Annotated in this window: 16 protein-coding genes; 10 read left to right on the forward strand and 6 right to left on the reverse strand. The window is 61.2% G+C overall.

Going from position 1 to position 15,987, the window contains the following annotated elements; translation table 11 throughout:
• Positions 1-54: 54 nt before the first annotated feature.
• Positions 55-1,317 (reverse strand): beta-ketoacyl-ACP synthase II, encoded by a 1,263-nt coding sequence (gene fabF / locus NKH03_RS04505; protein WP_352967295.1) that lies wholly within the window; start codon positions 1,315-1,317, stop codon positions 55-57.
• A gap of 34 nt (positions 1,318-1,351) precedes the next feature.
• Positions 1,352-1,588, reverse strand: a complete 237-nt coding sequence (locus NKH03_RS04510) for an acyl carrier protein (protein ID WP_006203723.1) — start codon at positions 1,586-1,588, stop codon at positions 1,352-1,354.
• 498 nt (positions 1,589-2,086) lie between these two features.
• Between NKH03_RS04510 and NKH03_RS04515 the strand changes: the two genes are divergently transcribed.
• On the forward strand, positions 2,087-2,617 hold the full coding sequence (locus tag NKH03_RS04515) for a putative pterin-binding protein (protein WP_352868167.1): 531 nt from the start codon (positions 2,087-2,089) through the stop codon (positions 2,615-2,617).
• Between the two features lie 115 nt (positions 2,618-2,732).
• Positions 2,733-4,613, forward strand: coding sequence for a putative bifunctional diguanylate cyclase/phosphodiesterase (locus tag NKH03_RS04520; protein WP_352967476.1), 1,881 nt, complete (start codon positions 2,733-2,735; stop codon positions 4,611-4,613).
• Positions 4,614-4,631: 18 nt separating this feature from the next.
• On the opposite strand, the gene fabG is transcribed toward NKH03_RS04520, so the two are convergent.
• The 4 genes from fabG to fabD all read right to left on the reverse strand — a co-directional run bounded on the left by fabG (position 4,632) and on the right by fabD (position 6,907).
• A complete protein-coding gene (gene fabG, locus NKH03_RS04525; RefSeq protein WP_352599135.1) occupies positions 4,632-5,369 on the reverse strand; it encodes a 3-oxoacyl-[acyl-carrier-protein] reductase in 738 nt (245 codons plus the stop codon).
• Between the two features lie 40 nt (positions 5,370-5,409).
• Positions 5,410-5,676 (reverse strand): type II toxin-antitoxin system RelE family toxin, encoded by a 267-nt coding sequence (locus NKH03_RS04530; protein WP_352868170.1) that lies wholly within the window; start codon positions 5,674-5,676, stop codon positions 5,410-5,412.
• Positions 5,660-5,881 (reverse strand): type II toxin-antitoxin system RelB family antitoxin, encoded by a 222-nt coding sequence (relB, locus tag NKH03_RS04535; RefSeq protein ID WP_352868173.1) that lies wholly within the window; start codon positions 5,879-5,881, stop codon positions 5,660-5,662. Before relB ends, NKH03_RS04530 begins: the two co-directional genes overlap by 17 nt.
• 72 nt (positions 5,882-5,953) lie before the next feature.
• A complete protein-coding gene (fabD, locus tag NKH03_RS04540; RefSeq protein ID WP_352967297.1) occupies positions 5,954-6,907 on the reverse strand; it encodes an ACP S-malonyltransferase in 954 nt (317 codons plus the stop codon).
• Positions 6,908-7,184: 277 nt separating this feature from the next.
• Here fabD and NKH03_RS04545 point away from each other — a divergent pair, with 277 nt between their 5' ends.
• The 8 genes from NKH03_RS04545 (at position 7,185) to NKH03_RS04580 (ending at position 15,968) form a co-directional block, all read left to right on the forward strand.
• On the forward strand, positions 7,185-9,113 hold the full coding sequence (locus NKH03_RS04545; protein ID WP_352967299.1) for an LTA synthase family protein: 1,929 nt from the start codon (positions 7,185-7,187) through the stop codon (positions 9,111-9,113).
• Between the two features lie 572 nt (positions 9,114-9,685).
• The gene (gene rpsF, locus NKH03_RS04550; RefSeq protein WP_352868182.1) at positions 9,686-10,177 is read left to right on the forward strand and encodes a 30S ribosomal protein S6; all 492 of its coding nucleotides are present in this window, start codon (positions 9,686-9,688) and stop codon (positions 10,175-10,177) included.
• Entirely contained in the window at positions 10,177-10,425 is a 249-nt protein-coding gene (gene rpsR / locus NKH03_RS04555; RefSeq protein ID WP_006203718.1) for a 30S ribosomal protein S18, read from the forward strand. The genes rpsF and rpsR overlap by 1 nt, the downstream gene beginning before the upstream one ends.
• Positions 10,426-10,724: 299 nt before the next feature.
• On the forward strand, positions 10,725-11,309 hold the full coding sequence (rplI, locus tag NKH03_RS04560) for a 50S ribosomal protein L9 (RefSeq protein WP_352868186.1): 585 nt from the start codon (positions 10,725-10,727) through the stop codon (positions 11,307-11,309).
• Positions 11,310-11,582: 273 nt separating this feature from the next.
• Complete coding sequence (locus tag NKH03_RS04565) at positions 11,583-12,887, forward strand: cyclopropane fatty acid synthase (RefSeq protein WP_352967301.1); 1,305 nt, start codon at positions 11,583-11,585, stop codon at positions 12,885-12,887.
• Between the two features lie 68 nt (positions 12,888-12,955).
• Positions 12,956-13,279: a YnfA family protein gene (locus NKH03_RS04570; RefSeq protein WP_352967303.1), complete on the forward strand. Its 324-nt coding sequence runs from the start codon at positions 12,956-12,958 to the stop codon at positions 13,277-13,279.
• A gap of 1 nt (position 13,280) precedes the next feature.
• Positions 13,281-14,258, forward strand: a complete 978-nt coding sequence (locus tag NKH03_RS04575) for a small ribosomal subunit Rsm22 family protein (RefSeq protein WP_352967305.1) — start codon at positions 13,281-13,283, stop codon at positions 14,256-14,258.
• Positions 14,259-14,477: 219 nt separating this feature from the next.
• Positions 14,478-15,968: a replicative DNA helicase gene (locus tag NKH03_RS04580; protein ID WP_352967307.1), complete on the forward strand. Its 1,491-nt coding sequence runs from the start codon at positions 14,478-14,480 to the stop codon at positions 15,966-15,968.
• Positions 15,969-15,987: the final 19 nt, after the last annotated feature.

Raw genomic sequence — 15,987 nt, forward strand, 5'->3', positions numbered from 1 at the left:
GGCGAATATGGCAAAATTGACGGCACGCCAAAGCATCGTCCGGCAGCCGGACGATCAGCCATTGTAGCGCTGGAAGACCAGCGACGCGTTGGTACCGCCAAAGCCGAAGGAATTGGACAGCGCCACGTCGATCTGGCGGGCACGCGGCTTGTTCGGAACCAGGTCGATCGCTGTTTCTCGCTCCGGGTTGTCGAGGTTGATGGTCGGCGGCGCGACATTGTCTCTGATGGCGAGGATCGAAAAGATCGCTTCGGCGGCACCCGCCGCCCCAAGCAGATGGCCGATCGAAGACTTGGTCGACGACATCGAAATCTTCGACGCGGCATTGCCGACAAGCCGCTCGACGGCGCCGAGCTCAATCGTGTCGGCCATGGTCGAGGTGCCGTGGGCGTTGATGTAGTCGACATCGGCAGGCGTCAGCTTGGCACGGTTCAGTGCCGCCGTCATGCAACGGAAGGCACCATCGCCATCCTCGGCGGGCGCGGTGATGTGATGCGCGTCGCCGGTGAGTCCATAACCCGTCACCTCGGCATAGATCTTGGCGCCGCGCGCCTTGGCATGCTCGAGCTCCTCGAGCACGACAACGCCGGCACCCTCGCCCATAACGAAGCCGTCACGGTCCCGATCATAGGGGCGCGACGCCGTTTGCGGCGAATCATTGCGCTCCGTCGACAGTGCCCGGCACGCGGCGAAGCCGGCGATCGACAGCCGCGTCACCGGCGCTTCGGCGCCGCCTGCGAGCATCACGTCGGCATCGCCCCACATGATCAACCGCCCGGCATCGCCAATGGCGTGGGCGCCGGTCGAGCAGGCCGTGACGACGGCATGGTTCGGGCCCTTCAGCCCGTGCCGGATCGAAACCTGCCCGGAGACAAGATTGATGATCTGGCCCGGGATGAAGAAAGGGCTGATGCGGCGGGGGCCGCGTTCCTTGAGGATCATCGCGTTCTCGGCGATGCCCTCGATGCCGCCAATGCCGGAGCCGATCAGGACGCCGGTGGCGCATTGCTCGGCGTGCGTCTTCGGCTCCCAGCCGGAATCCTTCAGCGCTTCGTCGGCGGCGGCAATCCCGTACAGGATGAAGTCGCCGACCTTGCGCAATTCCTTCGGCTCGAGCACGGCCTCGGGATTGAAGGTGGCATTGCTGCCGTCGCCACGCGGAATGACGTGGGCGATCTTGCAGGCAAGATCCTCCACCTCGAATTCGGTGACGCGCTTGGCAGCGCTGCGGCCGGTCAGCAATTCCTTCCAGCTGTGCTCGAAGCCCATGCCGAACGGTGACAGCAGCCCAAGGCCCGTGACGACGACACGCCTCATCGCAGGTCCTCCCCGGTGATGACTGCGGAAAATATCAGGCCGAAGCCTTGTCGATGTATTTCACCGCATCGCCGACGGTCAGGATCGTCTCGGCCGCGTCGTCGGGAATCTCGACGCCGAATTCTTCTTCGAACGCCATGACGAGTTCGACCGTGTCGAGGCTGTCGGCGCCCAGATCATCGATGAAGCTCGCCTGCTCCGTCACTTTGTCGGCATCGACGCCAAGGTGCTCGATGACGATCTTCTTGACGCGCTCTGCGGTGTCACTCATTTGGGCATCCTCGTCTTTTGTTTGTCTGTCTTCGTTAGCGGGCAGAATGCCGCTAATCAAGCTGAAAGATGGTCCTGCCGGAAACGCAACGGCTACGACCGGTTTTTGCCCGAACCGCCGGGTTGCGGGCCGCATTACACGAAAATCGGCTGAGGTCCAAGCCGAAATGGGCCTTCTCCGATGACTTTGAGCGGGTTCTGTCGCGACCCCGCTCCATCCCCTCCGTCGCGTGCGTGCCTGGCGTCCCGCAAAGGAAATTCCGCGAGAATGGTCCAGCAGGACGACCGACGCGGGTCGATTAGGGTCATTGTTCCAGACGCGAACCGGTCCGAAACGGGCTTCCTGCGCATGCCAACGACAGCCAGATGAAAATCGACATTGGAGATAGGCCGCTAACTGAAAAGTTACTCGGCCATGATAGCGTTAATGATTCCGTCAAGAAATGGTGCCTCGGCGACGGTGGCGCTTTCTTGCGATAATAAGAAAAGGAGTGGACGCATGTCATCCTTGCTCAATAAAAGACGCCTGACGATCAAGCGCTGCCTAATCTTCCTGGCGGTTTTCGCACTTGGCATTCTGCCTGCGCGGGCATTGGAATCCATAAAGCTCCCAGAACCGCCGGACACGGTTGCTTTCAATATCCAGAAGAACGGTGAATCGACTCCGATCACGTTGAGGCAACTGGAGAAGCTCGGCCTCTATAGGATCACTACCCCAAGCCCTTTCGAAAGCGGCCAGCTTACATTTGAAGGTGTCCTGTTCAGCGATGTGCTCAAGCTGGTTGGATTGGAGGGCAAGGATTCTGTGGTTCTGCGAGCCGTCGACGACTATGTGCAGATAATTCCGAGAGAGGACTGGACCGACGGTCCTCTCCTGCTCGCCACGCGACAGGACGGAAAGTTACTGACCCGACGCACCCAGGGTCCTACCCGGCTCGTATACCCCCTCAACGACTATCCTGGTTTCGATACGCCGATTCGCAAACCACGATGGGTCTGGCTGATCAAGGCGATTGAATCCGGCAGCTAGTTTGAGCTTCCGCGTGACCTTGATGGCAAGGCTTGGAAAGAGGGGCTGGCGAGTTCCGGTTACATACGGGACAGCCATAGCCGCGGCCGTGGCCTGTTCGGGCATCTTGATCACGATGTTGTTTCTCAGCATCAGCAAGATAGAGTCCTCGCTGCCCCGGTTCGGGTTTTTCGCCATCCGCGAATTCCACATCGCCATACGCGACGTAACGCATTTGCGGGATATGATTTCGCTCGCTCAAGCTGCTCCCACGTCCGCAGCAAGCCTCGATCAGTTACTGGCGGCAAATGATCTGGTTTATGTCCGCTTCGAGCGGGTCGACGGCAGTGGAACGAGTCGCGAAATTCCGGCCTATGCGGGGATCGTGCCGCGCGTCAACGACTCGGTGACGCGGATTGATGCGCTGATCGCGGCCGGGCTACCTCTCGATGGAATCAGATTGAAGGAAATGGGGCTGGAACTTGATCAGATCGTAGCCCGAATGAATGATGAGTATTATAAATTCGGCGAACAGGTAAACGCCGATCTCTACGCCTCGGAAATCAGCCTGAATAGATTTAATTATCAGATAGCCTTCGCGCTGGCGATTTTGTCGCTACTTGCAATCGGAACCGCCGTATTGCTTATTGGCCGTCGTGAGACCATAAAAAAACTGGAATTTCTGGCTTGGCGTGACGCGACCACTGGTTTGAAGAACCGTGCCTGGATGTCAGCCAATAGAGACGATTTGCTGGATCGCGCAAAGCTAGCTGGCAAGCAACTCCATCTTTACCTGATCGACCTCGATCATTTCAAGAACGTGAACGATACGTTCGGCCATCACGTTGGTGATCTCCTGCTGAAAGCCGTCGCCGAAATCCTGCAGTTGATCGAACGCCCCGACGATGTGTTTGCGGTTCGATTGGGCGGAGACGAGTTCGCGGTCATCGAGATTGGAGTGACGCATTCGGCCGAAAAAGGTCTCGGCAATCGTCTTCGGGAGCGATTGAATGGGTTTGCCGAGTTGGAAGGCCATCAAGTTCGAGTTGGCGCAAGCATCGGCATGGCCAGTTTTCCGCAGCATGGTGCGGACATTTCAACCTTGATGCGCAACGCGGATAGCGCTCTCTATGCCGCAAAGGCCCAGGGGCGGGCCGGCCTGGTGACGTTTTCGCCTGCAATCCTCAGTCAAATCGATGTGCAGCTTGGCGAAGAGGCCGCAATCAAGCGAGCGCTTAATTGCGACGAATTCTTCCTGGTCTGGCAACCACAATTTGAGTTGGCAACCGGCCGCATGACCGGCGCCGAGGCCTTGGTGCGCTGGCGCGACCCGATCTCAGGGGCGATTCGGCCGCCGATGTCGTTTATTCCAACAGCCGAACGAAGTGACCTGATATTGGAACTCGACAAGTTGGTCTTGAGCAAGGCTTGCCGGCAGGCAGCACAGTGGCTGCCCATTTGCTCGGAGGACTTTGTCTGCTCGGTAAATGTCTCAGGCAAGAGTCTTCAGAACGACGTGTACTTCACCCACCTGGTTGAAGTGTTGCGACAAACGGGACTGCCGACGTCACGTCTGCAGCTGGAAATCACTGAAGGGGTGTTTGTCCAGAACAGCCGAAGCGCTTTGGATATCCTGACCGAAATTCGAAACATCGGAGTCAGTTTGGCACTCGACGATTTTGGATCTGGCTATGCGAGTTTCGGCTATCTCGCCGATTTCAACCTGGATCAATTGAAGATCGACCGATCCTTCTTGAGCGATTTGGCATCGTCCCCGAAAAAGCAGAATGTCGTGCGAGGGATCATAGCGCTGGCCAATTCGCTCAGTCTGACAGTCGTGGCGGAAGGGGTGGAAAACGAAGCGCAGCTAGATTTTCTGATCGCTGAACAATGTCACCGCGCTCAAGGGTTCTTTATGTCGAAGCCCATCGAAGAAACCTTGCTGACAAATCATATGATTGCCCGGCGAGGCAGGACGAGCAGCGCGGGAAAATTCAAGCTGAACCTCTCCGCCTAGTCATCGTGCCACTTCCGGTCAGATCATCGCCATGCCGCCATTTACATGGATGGTCTGGCCGGTGACGTAGGCGGCTTCGTTGGAGGCGAGATAGGCGACGGCGGACGCGACTTCAACGCTGGTGCCCATGCGGCGCGTCGGGATCGCCGCCATGATCGCCTCTTTCTGCTTGTCGTTGAGCTTGCCGGTCATCGCCGATTCGATGAAGCCCGGGGCGACGCAGTTGACGGTGATGTTGCGGGTGGCGATCTCCTGCGCCAGCGATTTGGAAAAGCCGATCATGCCGGCCTTGGAGGCGCAGTAGTTGGTCTGGCCGGGATTGCCGGTGACGCCGACGACCGAGGTTATGTTGATGATGCGGCCGTGGCGGCGGCGCATCATCGGATGAGTGAGTTCGCGGGTCAGCCGGAACACGGCGGTCAGGTTGACCTCGAGCACGGTGTCCCAGTCGGCATCCGACATGCGCACGAACAGCCCGTCCTTGGTGATGCCGGCGTTGTTGACCAGGATGTCGACGCCTTCGAGATCGGCCTCCGCCTTCTGGCCGAGCGCCTTGACCTCGTCGCGGTTCGACAGATTGGCCGGGAAGAGCTTGACCCGGTCGCCAAGCTCGGTGGCTAGCGCTTCCAATTTCTCGACGCGGGTGCCATGCAGGCCAACGATCGCGCCTTGCGCATGCAGCACCCTGGCGATGGCCTCACCGATGCCGCCCGATGCACCGGTGACGAGCGCCTTTCGGCCAGTCAATTCGAACATGTCTCAATCCTCTTCTCAAATCGGACAGCCCGCGAATTGGCTATCTGTAAACGTCGCCGCGATGGCCTATCGTCACCACCAGAATTACGAGCCGGCTGTCCTGCACATCACAGATAATTCGATAATCCCCAACCCGATACCTCCAAAAGGTCGCAAGCGGACCCTTCAGCGGTTTGCCAGCCTCCCGTGGATTGTCGAGAGCGGCGATACGGTTCTCGATGAAGTCGCGAATTCGGTTGCGTGTCTGCGGATCCAACTTTTCGACGAATTTGCGCGCCGAGCGGGCATATTCAAGCGTCCAGGCCACGCCAGAAGTCCTCAGGCTTCACGACATCCTCCTCACCGCGTCTGATCCGTTCCAGGACCTCGGCCGCGAGATAATAGTCCTCTATGTCCTCAAGACCGCGTTCGATAAGCTCACGTAGATAGTAAGCTTTGCTCCGGCCGGTCTTGGTCGCGAGAAAATCCAAGCGTTCTTCGATTTCGGGAGCAAGTCGGATCGAGGTCGGCATACCACTCTCCTTGTGAATACATGTATTCATGTATCGTCATGACGTCGGGATTTCAAGTCCGGTGTGTGTAGGTCAACTCAACGCTGCCAGCGCCGTGTCGACCTCGGCCGCGGAGCCGACCGACGCGGTGGCGATGTCGCGGTTGATGCGCCGCGCCAATCCTGAAAGCACCTTGCCGGCGCCGATCTCGTAAAGCGTGGTGACGCCGTTTGCGCCGAGCCATTCCACCGTTTCGCGCCAGCGCACGCGGGCGACCACCTGCTCGACCAGACGCCGCGCGATCTCGTCGGGGTCATTGGTCGGGGTGACGGTGACGTTGGAGACGATGGGCACCACCGGCGCGGCCTTCGTCACGCTGGCAAGTGCCTCGCGCATGATCTCGGCCGCGGGCGTCATCAACGCGGAGTGGAAGGGCGCGGACACTTGCAGCATCAGCGCGCGCTTGGCGCCTTTCTCGGTGCAAAGTTTCGCCGCCAGTTCGACCGCGGCTCTTGCACCGGAAATGACCAGTTGGCCACCGCCATTGTCGTTCGCCACCTGGCAGACAGAGCCCTGCCCGGCCGCTTCGGCGGCCTCGGCGCAGGCAGCTTCGACATCGGCCTGTTCCAGTCCGATGATCGCCGCCATCGCGCCCTCGCCGGCCGGCACCGCCGCCTGCATGGCGTTGCCACGGATGCGCAAGAGCCGGGCGGCATCGGCAATCGAAACGAAGCCAGCAGCGGCTAACGCCGAATATTCGCCCAGCGAATGGCCGGCGACATAGGCGACCTTGCCGTTCAGCGACAAACCACGCGATTCCAGCGCCCGGATCGCGGCGAGCGACACCGCCATCAGCGCCGGTTGCGCGTTTGCGGTCAGCGTCAACGTCTCTTCCGGTCCTTCCCAGATCAGCTTCGACAGGTTTTCGCCGAGCGCGTCATCGACTTCCTGGAAAATCCCGCGCGCCTCCGGAAAGGCGTCGGCGAGATCCTTGCCCATGCCGACAGCCTGGCTGCCTTGTCCAGGAAAGGTGAATGCAACGGCCATGCGAGGGCTCCCAAGGGTTCGTTTTGCTTGCCTGGTAGACGAGTTTTGCTTGCCTGTGACGCAAGGCGGGCCGCCAAGTCAAGCCACTTCAACCCTTCCTGACGGCAGTGTCACACGCCGAGTGCCTGTTCCGAAAAGCTTTTTGGCGATCACTCCTGATGAAAACCGCTCACGATTCGTTTGCTGGCTCTTCTTATTTTGGCCACAGGCGCTAGCATTGGGTGACAGTTCCATGACAACCGAGTGACATGTTTGTCGCTGGGTGGGGAAATCAAAAGTGGCAAAGAGTTCGAAACGCGCCGGTACGGCCGCGCCGCAGTTCCTGGAAGACGACCCCTCCACCGGCTACCTGCCGGGCAGGAGATGGCCGGTCGTGCGCTATGGGCTGGTCAGCCTGGCGATCGCTGCAATCCTGGTGTTTGCCATCGAGCTGATCGTGCGCGGCGACTTTGCCGGCACGATCTCCTTCTTCCTGCAGCCACTCAAGCCGGGCTGGACCACCATTGTCGTGTTTGCGCTGATCCTGATCGGCCTTGATGCGGTGCTTGGGCGCAGCCACCAGAGCCTCATGATCGTCGCGCCGCTGACGCTTTCCCTTGCTTTCGTCGGTCACCAGAAGTCGCACTATCTCGGCGATCCGCTCTATCCGACCGATTTCCTCTATGCCCGCCAGATCTTCGCGCTGTTGCCGCTCCTGGTGCGCGACCGGCCGATGACCGCGCTCGCCATGGTCGCAGGCATCGTCGCCGGCCTGTCGCTGCTCGTCTATGGCTGGCGGCTGTGGCGCCGCAAGGTGCCGGCGCTCAGCCGCAAGGGACGCCTTGCCCGGCTGACGCTGGCAGTGCCGCTGCTCGCCTTCTTCGTCTCGATCATGGACTACGCCACCTTCTCCTGGACCAGGGACAGGCTGCAGATCATCCCGATCATGTGGGACCAGAAAGAGAACTATGCCTCCAACGGCTTTGCGCTGGCTTTTGCCCTCAATGTGCCGATGGCGCATGTCTCGGCCCCGCCGGGCTATTCCGACAAGGCGATCGCGGCGATCGGCAGGCCTGATGTGACCGCCTCGGTGCCGGCCGAGAAGCCCGACATCATCATCGTCATGAGCGAATCCTTCTGGGATCCGACCAAGTTGCCCGGCGTCACCATCAAGCCCGATCCGATCCCCAATGTGCGGGCGCTGCGCTCGGGCTCGATGTTCTCTCCGGAATTCGGCGGCATGACCGCCAACATCGAGTTCGAGGCGCTGACCGGCTTCTCCAATGCGTTCCTGCCTGCCGGCAGCATCCCCTATCAGCAGTATGTGCGCACGCCGACGCCTTCGCTGGCAACCTTCCTCAAGAGCCAGGGTTACCGGGCGCGCGCCATCCACCCCGGCACGAACTGGTTCTGGAACCGTGGCGCGGTCTACGCTGATTTCGGCTTCAACGATTTCAAGTCGGAAGAGACGCTGCCGCCGATGCAAAAGCGCGGGCCGCTGGCATCGGACGCGGCGATGACCGACGAGATCATCGGCGAGGCCGACGCCAGCGACGAGCCGGTGTTCTTCTTTGCCGTCAGCCTGCAAAACCACGGCCCGTACGAGCCGAACCGCTACTACAATCCGACGCACACGGTGCAGGCGCCGATCAGCCAGTGGGCGCGCGAATCGCTGCTCAGCTACGCCGAGGGCTCGGCCGACGCCGATCGCGGCCTTGAACGCCTGGTCGAATGGGCAAAGAAACGCTCTCGCCCGACCGTGATCGCCTTCTTCGGCGACCATCTGCCGCCGCTAGGGCCGGTCTATGTCGAAACCGGCTTCCTCAAGGACAATGTCGCGCCGCGCAAGGAAGCGTCGCCCGAGGCGGCCCTCGAACACCACGAGACGCCGCTGGTCATCTGGTCGAACCGCACCGGGCCGGCTGAAGACATCGGCGCCGTCAGCCCGGCCTTCCTGCCCTATCATATCCTGAAGACGGCCGGCATCACTCATCCCTACTACACTGGCTTCCTGGGCGAGATGAGCGAGCGCTACCGCGTCGTCGACCGCAACCTGTTGCTGACGCCGGCTGGCGAGGCCACGCCCGATTGGGAGCGGCAGAAAGAGATCGATCCAGCGATCCGCGATTTCCGCCTGTTGCAGTACGACATGATGTTCGGCAAACGCCACGCGGCGCCCGACTTCTTCCCCGAAACGGTCGACAAGGTTGTCGCCCATACGAGTTGAACAGACTGGCGAGTTGAACAGACTGGCGAGTTGAACAGACTTGTCCTTCTGGACCCGGTTCGACCGTTCGGTCGGGCGTTCATTTCGTCAATTGCAGCTTCGTGAACTTGTTGGCGATCCGCAGGAACACGTTCGGCAGTTTGATCGGATCGTTTACGGCATAATAGTCGCTCGGATCCGAAGCACAGGCGCTGTAAAGCGTGCGGTTGGCGGTGGAGGCTCAACTCCGCACAACCTGATAGCGTGGTCAAGGCGTGGGTGCCGGAAGCCTTGCCGTTGTTGCTACTTGATTTTTCGCCGCCTGCGACACGGAGGACGTCGTCTGCCCTTGCTTTGCCGCCGGATTGCTATATAGACGCCCGCAATCTGCCGGTCCTAGCTGGGGGCTGAACGGAGGGCCGGAGGTTTTTTCGAAAACCTCCGTGTGATGCCAGAAGTGCTTCCGCCTCCCGTGTCTCCGCTCTCGACCGTCTCGTCATGCTCCTTTCTTCCCCGATTTTGCGGGTCAGAGAAGTTGCAGAGGCTTTTGCCGCCGGGAACCGGGAGAGAAACGAAGAAAGGCATAAGACATAATGGCTCTTTACGAACATGTGTTTCTTGCCCGGCAGGACCTCTCGCAGCAGCAGGTCGATGCGCTTGTCGAACAGTACAAGGGTGTCATCTCCGCGAATGGCGGGTCCGTCGGCCGGGTCGAGAACTGGGGACTGAAGTCCCTCACCTACCGGGTCAACAAGAACCGGAAGGCTTACTACACGCTGATGGACCTGAATTGCCCGCCGGCCGCGCTCAACGAGATGGAGCGCCAGATGGGCCTGTCCGAAGACGTGCTGCGTTTCCTGACCATCAAGGTCGAGGCGCATGAGGAAGGCCCGTCAGCCATGATGCAGAAGCGCGAAGAGCGCTCGGAACGCGGCGGCTTCGGCGATCGCGACCGTGGCGATCGTGGTCCACGCTCGTTCGGCGACCGTGATCGTGGCGACCGTCCGCCGCGCTCGTTCGGCGACGCCGGTGCCGATCGCGGTCCGCGCCGTCCGCGCGAAGGCTTTGAAGGGGGTGCAGAATAATGGTCGACATCAATCAGATCCCGACCCGGCGCCCGTTCCATCGCCGCCGCAAGACCTGCCCGTTCTCCGGCGCCAACGCGCCCAAGATCGACTACAAGGACGTGCGTCTCCTGCAGCGCTACATTTCCGAGCGCGGCAAGATCGTGCCGTCGCGCATCACCGCGGTCAGCCAGAAGAAGCAGCGCGAACTCGCCAAGGCGATCAAGCGCGCCCGTTTCCTCGGCCTGCTGCCCTACGTGGTTCGCTGAGACTTTTAGTTTGACCATGATCTCTGGACAAACGGTTTCCGTTTGTCCGAGAAAACCGGTATCCACTTTTCGGGATCATGATCTAGCATGCGGGCGGTTCGCCGCCCGCTCTTCTCCCACGGCGACGGGCGCCGCAGGGTTGAACGTCAAATCCCGGGTTGAGGTCAAAAACCTCTAACTGCCGCGACAGGCAGGACAGCGACACCAGCGCCCCAGGCGCTCAAGCTTCCTGACCTGTTCCAGAGACATTCGGCGTCGACCTCATCGATCGATTGGCGCCCAACCAAAGGAACAAAACCATGGAAGTCATTCTTCTCGAACGCGTTTCCCGCCTCGGCCAGATGGGCGATACCGTCAAGGTCAAGGACGGCTTTGCCCGTAACTTCCTGCTGCCGCAGGGCAAGGCGCTGCGCGCCAACGAAGGCAACAAGAAGAAGTTCGAAGGCCAGCGCGCCCAGCTCGAAGCCCGCAACCTCGAGCGCAAGTCGGAAGCTGCCCAAGTCGCCGAAAAGCTCGACGGCAAGAGCTTCATCGCCGTTCGCTCCGCTGGTGAAACCGGACAGCTTTACGGTTCAGTGTCGACCCGCGACATCGCCGATCTGCTGACGGCGGAAGGTTTTTCGATCAACCGCAACCAGATCCTGCTCAACCAGCCGATCAAGACCATCGGCGTCACCAATGTGGCAATCGCGCTGCATCCGGAAGTCGAAGTCACGATCACGCTCAACATCGCCCGCACGGCCGACGAAGCCGAACGCCAGGCCAAGGGCGAGACACTGACCACCGCCGAGGCCATCTATGGCGAGGACATCAACGACAATGCCCGGCCGGAAAACTTCTTCGACCCGAACACCGAATTCGAGGGTGGCGAAGACAACGCCTGATCATACGTCGCGGAGGTTTGGAGCTGTGCTCCGATCACTTTGCCGGCATCCAGCCATACTGGACCAATGCCCGGGCCTCTTGCCCGGGCATTTTTGTGCCAAATGGAACTTTTCGAACCCCTATATATTGTTGCAGACTATAGCGTCGCGCGTCCTTTGGTCGCGCAAGTGACGTTGTGAACTTTGGCTCGGCGCAAGGCTCCTCGAAATCGATTCCGATTTTCGCGGTTACGCGCCAAGACAGCCTGTCTGGCCGAGAGGGGACATTTGGTCATGAATATTCTGTTGAAGCGCGTTCTCGACCGCCTGGTGCGCACCGGCAATCTCAAGGTGACCGGCCCCAAGGGCGCGACGGTGGTTTTCGGCGACGGCAGCGGCGAACCGGTGCACATGCACATCAAGACCGCGCATGCCGAGCGCGCCATCACCTTAGATCCGATGCTGGCGGTTCCGGAATCCTACATGGACGGCGAACTCGACATTCTCGAAGGTGGCGTGCTGGGCGTGATGCGCATCGCCTTCCAGAATATGGGCAGCGGCGGCATCGACGCCACATGGTCGAAAGCCATAGAAGGCCTGCGCCACGCCTTCCGCCGCCTGCAGCAGATCAACACCGCTTCGCGCTCGCGCCGCAACGTCCAGCGCCACTACGATCTGTCAGGCGATCTCTACCGACTCTTCCTCGACGACGACATGCAGTATTCCTGCGCCTATTTCGAACAGCCGGACATGACGCTCGACGAAGCGCAGGCTGCCAAGAAACGCCATATCGCCGCCAAGCTCAGGCTGAAAGCCGGCCAGACGGTGCTCGACATCGGCTCCGGTTGGGGCGGGCTCGGTCTCTACCTCGCCAAGGCGTTCGACGTCGACGTGCAGGGCGTGACATTGTCGACCGAGCAGCATGGCGTCGCCACCGACCGGGCGCACGCCCAAGGGCTGGAAAGCCGCGTGCATTTCGAGCTCAAGGACTACCGCGAGCTCAACGAGCGTTTTGACCGCATCGTCTCGGTCGGCATGTTCGAACATGTCGGCGTCAACCATTACCGTACCTTCTTCGACAAGAGCGCGATGCTGCTCAAGCCGGATGGCGTCATGCTGTTGCACACGATCGGCCGTTCCGGCGTGCCGTGGGCGACCAGCGCCTTCATCCGCAAATACATCTTCCCGGGCGGCTACATCCCCGCGCTTTCGGAAGTCATGCCGGCGATCGAGAAATCGGGCCTGGTCGTCACCGACGTCGAAATCCTGCGGCTCCACTATGCCGACACGCTGAAGCACTGGGGCCAGCGCTTCGCCGCCAACCGCGACAAGGCCAAGGCGATTTATGACGAGCGCTTCTGCCGTATGTGGGAATTCTACCTGGCGGCCTCGGAAGCAGCCTTCCGCTGGCAGGATCTGGTCATCTTTCAGATCCAGATCACCAAGAAGAACGACACGCTGCCGATGACACGCGATTACATGGCCAAGTGCGAGAAGGCGCTTGAGATGCGTGATATGGGGCATCGCGAAACGGCGCCGGTCAAAAAGAGCCCCGCCGCCAAGCCAGCTCGCCGCCGCAAGGTTGCGGATCCGGAATAAGCATTGCCGCTTGCCATTGTCGGCGCCTGCACTGAAAAAGGTCCCGTGATCGTCTCGGGACCTTTTTCATGACCTATGTCCTCTATGCCGCTGCCGCCCTGGCCGAGATCGCCGGCTGCTTTTCGTTCTGGGCCTGGTGGCGATTGGAAAAGTCGCCGCTTTGGCTGCTCCCCGGTCTCGCCTCGCTCGCGCTGTTCGGCTTCCTGCTGGCGCTGGTCGACACGAACGCCGCCGGCCGCGCCTACGCCGCCTATGGCGGCATCTACATCGCGGCGTCGCTTGGCTGGCTGCGGCTGGTGGAGGGTGTGCGCCCCGACCGCTGGGATTTTGCCGGAGCGGCGCTCTGCATTGCAGGCGCTTCGGTGATCCTTCTCGCCCCGCGGGGCGCGTGAGATGGAACTGCCGGCCCAACTTCGCCAAGGTGTCGAGCGTCTGCTCGAAAACATTCCGCTGGCGGTGCTCAAGCAAGCGGCAAAGATGCTGTCCGACCGCTACCGTGCCGAGTTGCGCGACGGCCGCCTGCACATGGCCGAGGATCTGGCGGTGAAGGCCTATCTGACGACGCGGCTTCCGGCGACCTATGCCGCGATCCGCGCCAGCCTCGACGCGCTGAGCGACGCCAGGCCCGACTTTCAGCCCAGGAGCCTGCTCGATGTCGGCGCCGGCCCTGGTACGGTGCTTTGGGCCACGACCGACCAGTGGCCCGATCTCGAACAGGCGGTGCTGCTGGAAGCGAGCGCGGCGGTGCGCAAGGTGGGCGAGGCGCTAGCGGGCGACGCGATTTTCGCCCAGACCAGTTGGCTGGCCGGCGACGTCACCATCGATCTTGCCGGCCTCGAGCCAGCGGATCTGGTGACGTGCGCCTATGTGCTGGATGAAATTGCCCCGGCCTCGCTGCAGAAGCTCATCGACCGGCTCTGGCAGCTCACCGCCGACACGCTGCTGATCGTCGAGCCGGGCACCCCTGCCGGATGGCAACGAATACTTGCCGTGCGCCGACAACTGATCGAGGCGGGCGCGCATGTGCTTGCCCCTTGCCCGCATCAGGCGCCCTGCCCGCTCGCCCAGCCGGACTGGTGCCATTTTTCCCGCCGCGTCGCCCGCTCGCGCCTGCACCGGCTGGCCAAGGACGCCGACGTGCCTTGGGAAGACGAGAAGTTCATCTATGTCGCGGCTTCCCGAGACGCGCCCACTTCGCACCAGGCACGCGTTCTTGCGCCGCCGAAATCCGGCTCCGGCAAGGTTCTGCTCAAGCTTTGCAGGGAAGACGGCACTGCCGCCGAGCGCTTGTTCACCAAGCGCGACGGCGCCGATTTCAAGCTCGCCCGGCGGCTGGGCTGGGGCGACAGGCTGGACAAAGCCGCAATATGAACAGCGTAACTGTTCTTGCTTTGTTCTGACGAGTCAGATACGAATCAGCGCCTTGTCGAGTCAATCGGAATCGGGGCGCGCGCATACTCTCCTGTGGACGACTGGTCGTTCCTGTGAACAACGGGCATCGAGGCTCTTTGGTCGCGCAGTGATGCAGAAAGGTCAGCATCGACTCGTCTCGTTCTGATATCGAAGGTCGGGATCAAAATCGGGGATATCATGGCAGAGGCAGCGCGAAAATTCGGCGTCGCGGAAACACCGCTTTATCGTGAAGCGCCAAACAATATCGAGGCCGAGCAGGCGCTGCTCGGCGCCATCCTCGTCAACAACGACGCCTTCTACCGCGTCTCGGACTTCCTCAAGGCCAGCCATTTCTACGAGCCGCTGCACCGCAAGATTTATGAGGTGGCGTCCGAGTTCATCCGCATGGGCAAGGTCGCGACGCCGATAACGCTAAAAACCTTCCTGCCGGCCGACGAGAAGGTCGGCGACATGACGATGGCGCAATATGTCGTGCGGCTGGCGGTGGAGGCGGTGACCGTCGTCAACGCCGCCGATTATGGCCGCGCCATCTATGACCTTGCCACGCGCCGCGCGCTGATCACCGTCGGCGAGGACATGGTCAACATCGCCTATGACGCGCCGGTCGACATGGCGCCCGGCGAACAGATCGAAGACGCCGAACGCCGCCTGTTCGAGCTGGCCGAAAACGGCCGCTACGATGGCGGGTTCGAAAGTTTTTCCGATGCGTTGAAGAATGCCGTCGACATGGCCAGCGCGGCCTATATGCGCGACGGCCACCTGTCCGGCATTGCCACCGGCCTGCGCGATCTCGACCACCGCATGGGCGGCTTGCAGCCATCGGATTTGATCATCATCGCCGGCCGCCCGGGCATGGGCAAGACGTCGCTGGCCACCAACATCGCCTACAACATCGCCGCCGCTTATGAGCCGGCCCAGCAGGCCGACGGTTCCGTCAAGGCGGCCAATGGCGGCGTCGTCGGCTTCTTCTCGCTCGAAATGTCGTCCGAGCAGCTGGCCACCCGCATCATTTCCGAGCAGACCGAGATCCCATCGTCGAAGATCAGGCGCGGCGATTTGACGGAAGCCGATTTCGGTAAGCTCGTCGCCTACACGCAGGAGAACCACAAGCGCCCGCTCTACATCGACCAGACGGGCGGTATTTCGATCGCCCAGCTCGCGGCCCGCGCCCGCCGCCTCAAGCGCCAGCGCGGGCTAGATCTGATGGTCATCGACTATATCCAGCTGATGCAGGGTTCATCCGCCAAGGCGTCGCAGAACCGCGTCCAGGAAATCACGGAGATCACCACCGGACTGAAAGCGCTCGGCAAGGAGCTTGGCGTGCCGATCATCGCCCTCTCGCAGCTCTCGCGTCAGGTCGAAAGCCGCGACGACAAGCATCCGCAGCTGTCGGACCTGCGCGAATCGGGCTCGATCGAGCAGGACGCCGACGTGGTGCTGTTCGTGTACCGCGAGGAATATTACATCAAGAACAAGGAACCGGAGAAAGGCACGCCCGAGCACCTCGCCTGGGAGGCGAAGATGATCGAGGTCCAGGGCAAGGCCGAAGTGATCATCGCCAAGCAGCGCCACGGACCGACCGGCACCGTCAGCCTTGCCTTCCAGGGCGAGTTCACCCGCTTCTCCGACCTTGCCGAGGAGCATCATCTGCCGGAAAGGTTCGAGTGACTTATTGAGACAGGCCTCG

It is taken from the genome of Mesorhizobium sp. M1406 (genome assembly GCF_040317555.1).
Classification (GTDB): Bacteria; Pseudomonadota; Alphaproteobacteria; order Rhizobiales; family Rhizobiaceae; genus Mesorhizobium.

Coding starts and splice junctions, on each gene's coding strand:
- fabF (WP_352967295.1), bottom strand. CDS start 1,317: ATGAGGCGTGTCGTCGTCACGGGCCTTGGGCTGCTGTCACCGTTCGGC.
- NKH03_RS04510 (WP_006203723.1), bottom strand. CDS start 1,588: ATGAGTGACACCGCAGAGCGCGTCAAGAAGATCGTCATCGAGCACCTT.
- NKH03_RS04515 (WP_352868167.1), top strand. CDS start 2,087: ATGTCATCCTTGCTCAATAAAAGACGCCTGACGATCAAGCGCTGCCTA.
- NKH03_RS04520 (WP_352967476.1), top strand. CDS start 2,733: ATGTTGTTTCTCAGCATCAGCAAGATAGAGTCCTCGCTGCCCCGGTTC.
- fabG (WP_352599135.1), bottom strand. CDS start 5,369: ATGTTCGAATTGACTGGCCGAAAGGCGCTCGTCACCGGTGCATCGGGC.
- relB (WP_352868173.1), bottom strand. CDS start 5,881: ATGCCGACCTCGATCCGACTTGCTCCCGAAATCGAAGAACGCTTGGAT.
- fabD (WP_352967297.1), bottom strand. CDS start 6,907: ATGGCCGTTGCATTCACCTTTCCTGGACAAGGCAGCCAGGCTGTCGGC.
- rpsF (WP_352868182.1), top strand. CDS start 9,686: ATGGCTCTTTACGAACATGTGTTTCTTGCCCGGCAGGACCTCTCGCAG.
- rpsR (WP_006203718.1), top strand. CDS start 10,177: ATGGTCGACATCAATCAGATCCCGACCCGGCGCCCGTTCCATCGCCGC.
- rplI (WP_352868186.1), top strand. CDS start 10,725: ATGGAAGTCATTCTTCTCGAACGCGTTTCCCGCCTCGGCCAGATGGGC.
- NKH03_RS04565 (WP_352967301.1), top strand. CDS start 11,583: ATGAATATTCTGTTGAAGCGCGTTCTCGACCGCCTGGTGCGCACCGGC.
- NKH03_RS04570 (WP_352967303.1), top strand. CDS start 12,956: ATGACCTATGTCCTCTATGCCGCTGCCGCCCTGGCCGAGATCGCCGGC.
- NKH03_RS04575 (WP_352967305.1), top strand. CDS start 13,281: ATGGAACTGCCGGCCCAACTTCGCCAAGGTGTCGAGCGTCTGCTCGAA.
- NKH03_RS04580 (WP_352967307.1), top strand. CDS start 14,478: ATGGCAGAGGCAGCGCGAAAATTCGGCGTCGCGGAAACACCGCTTTAT.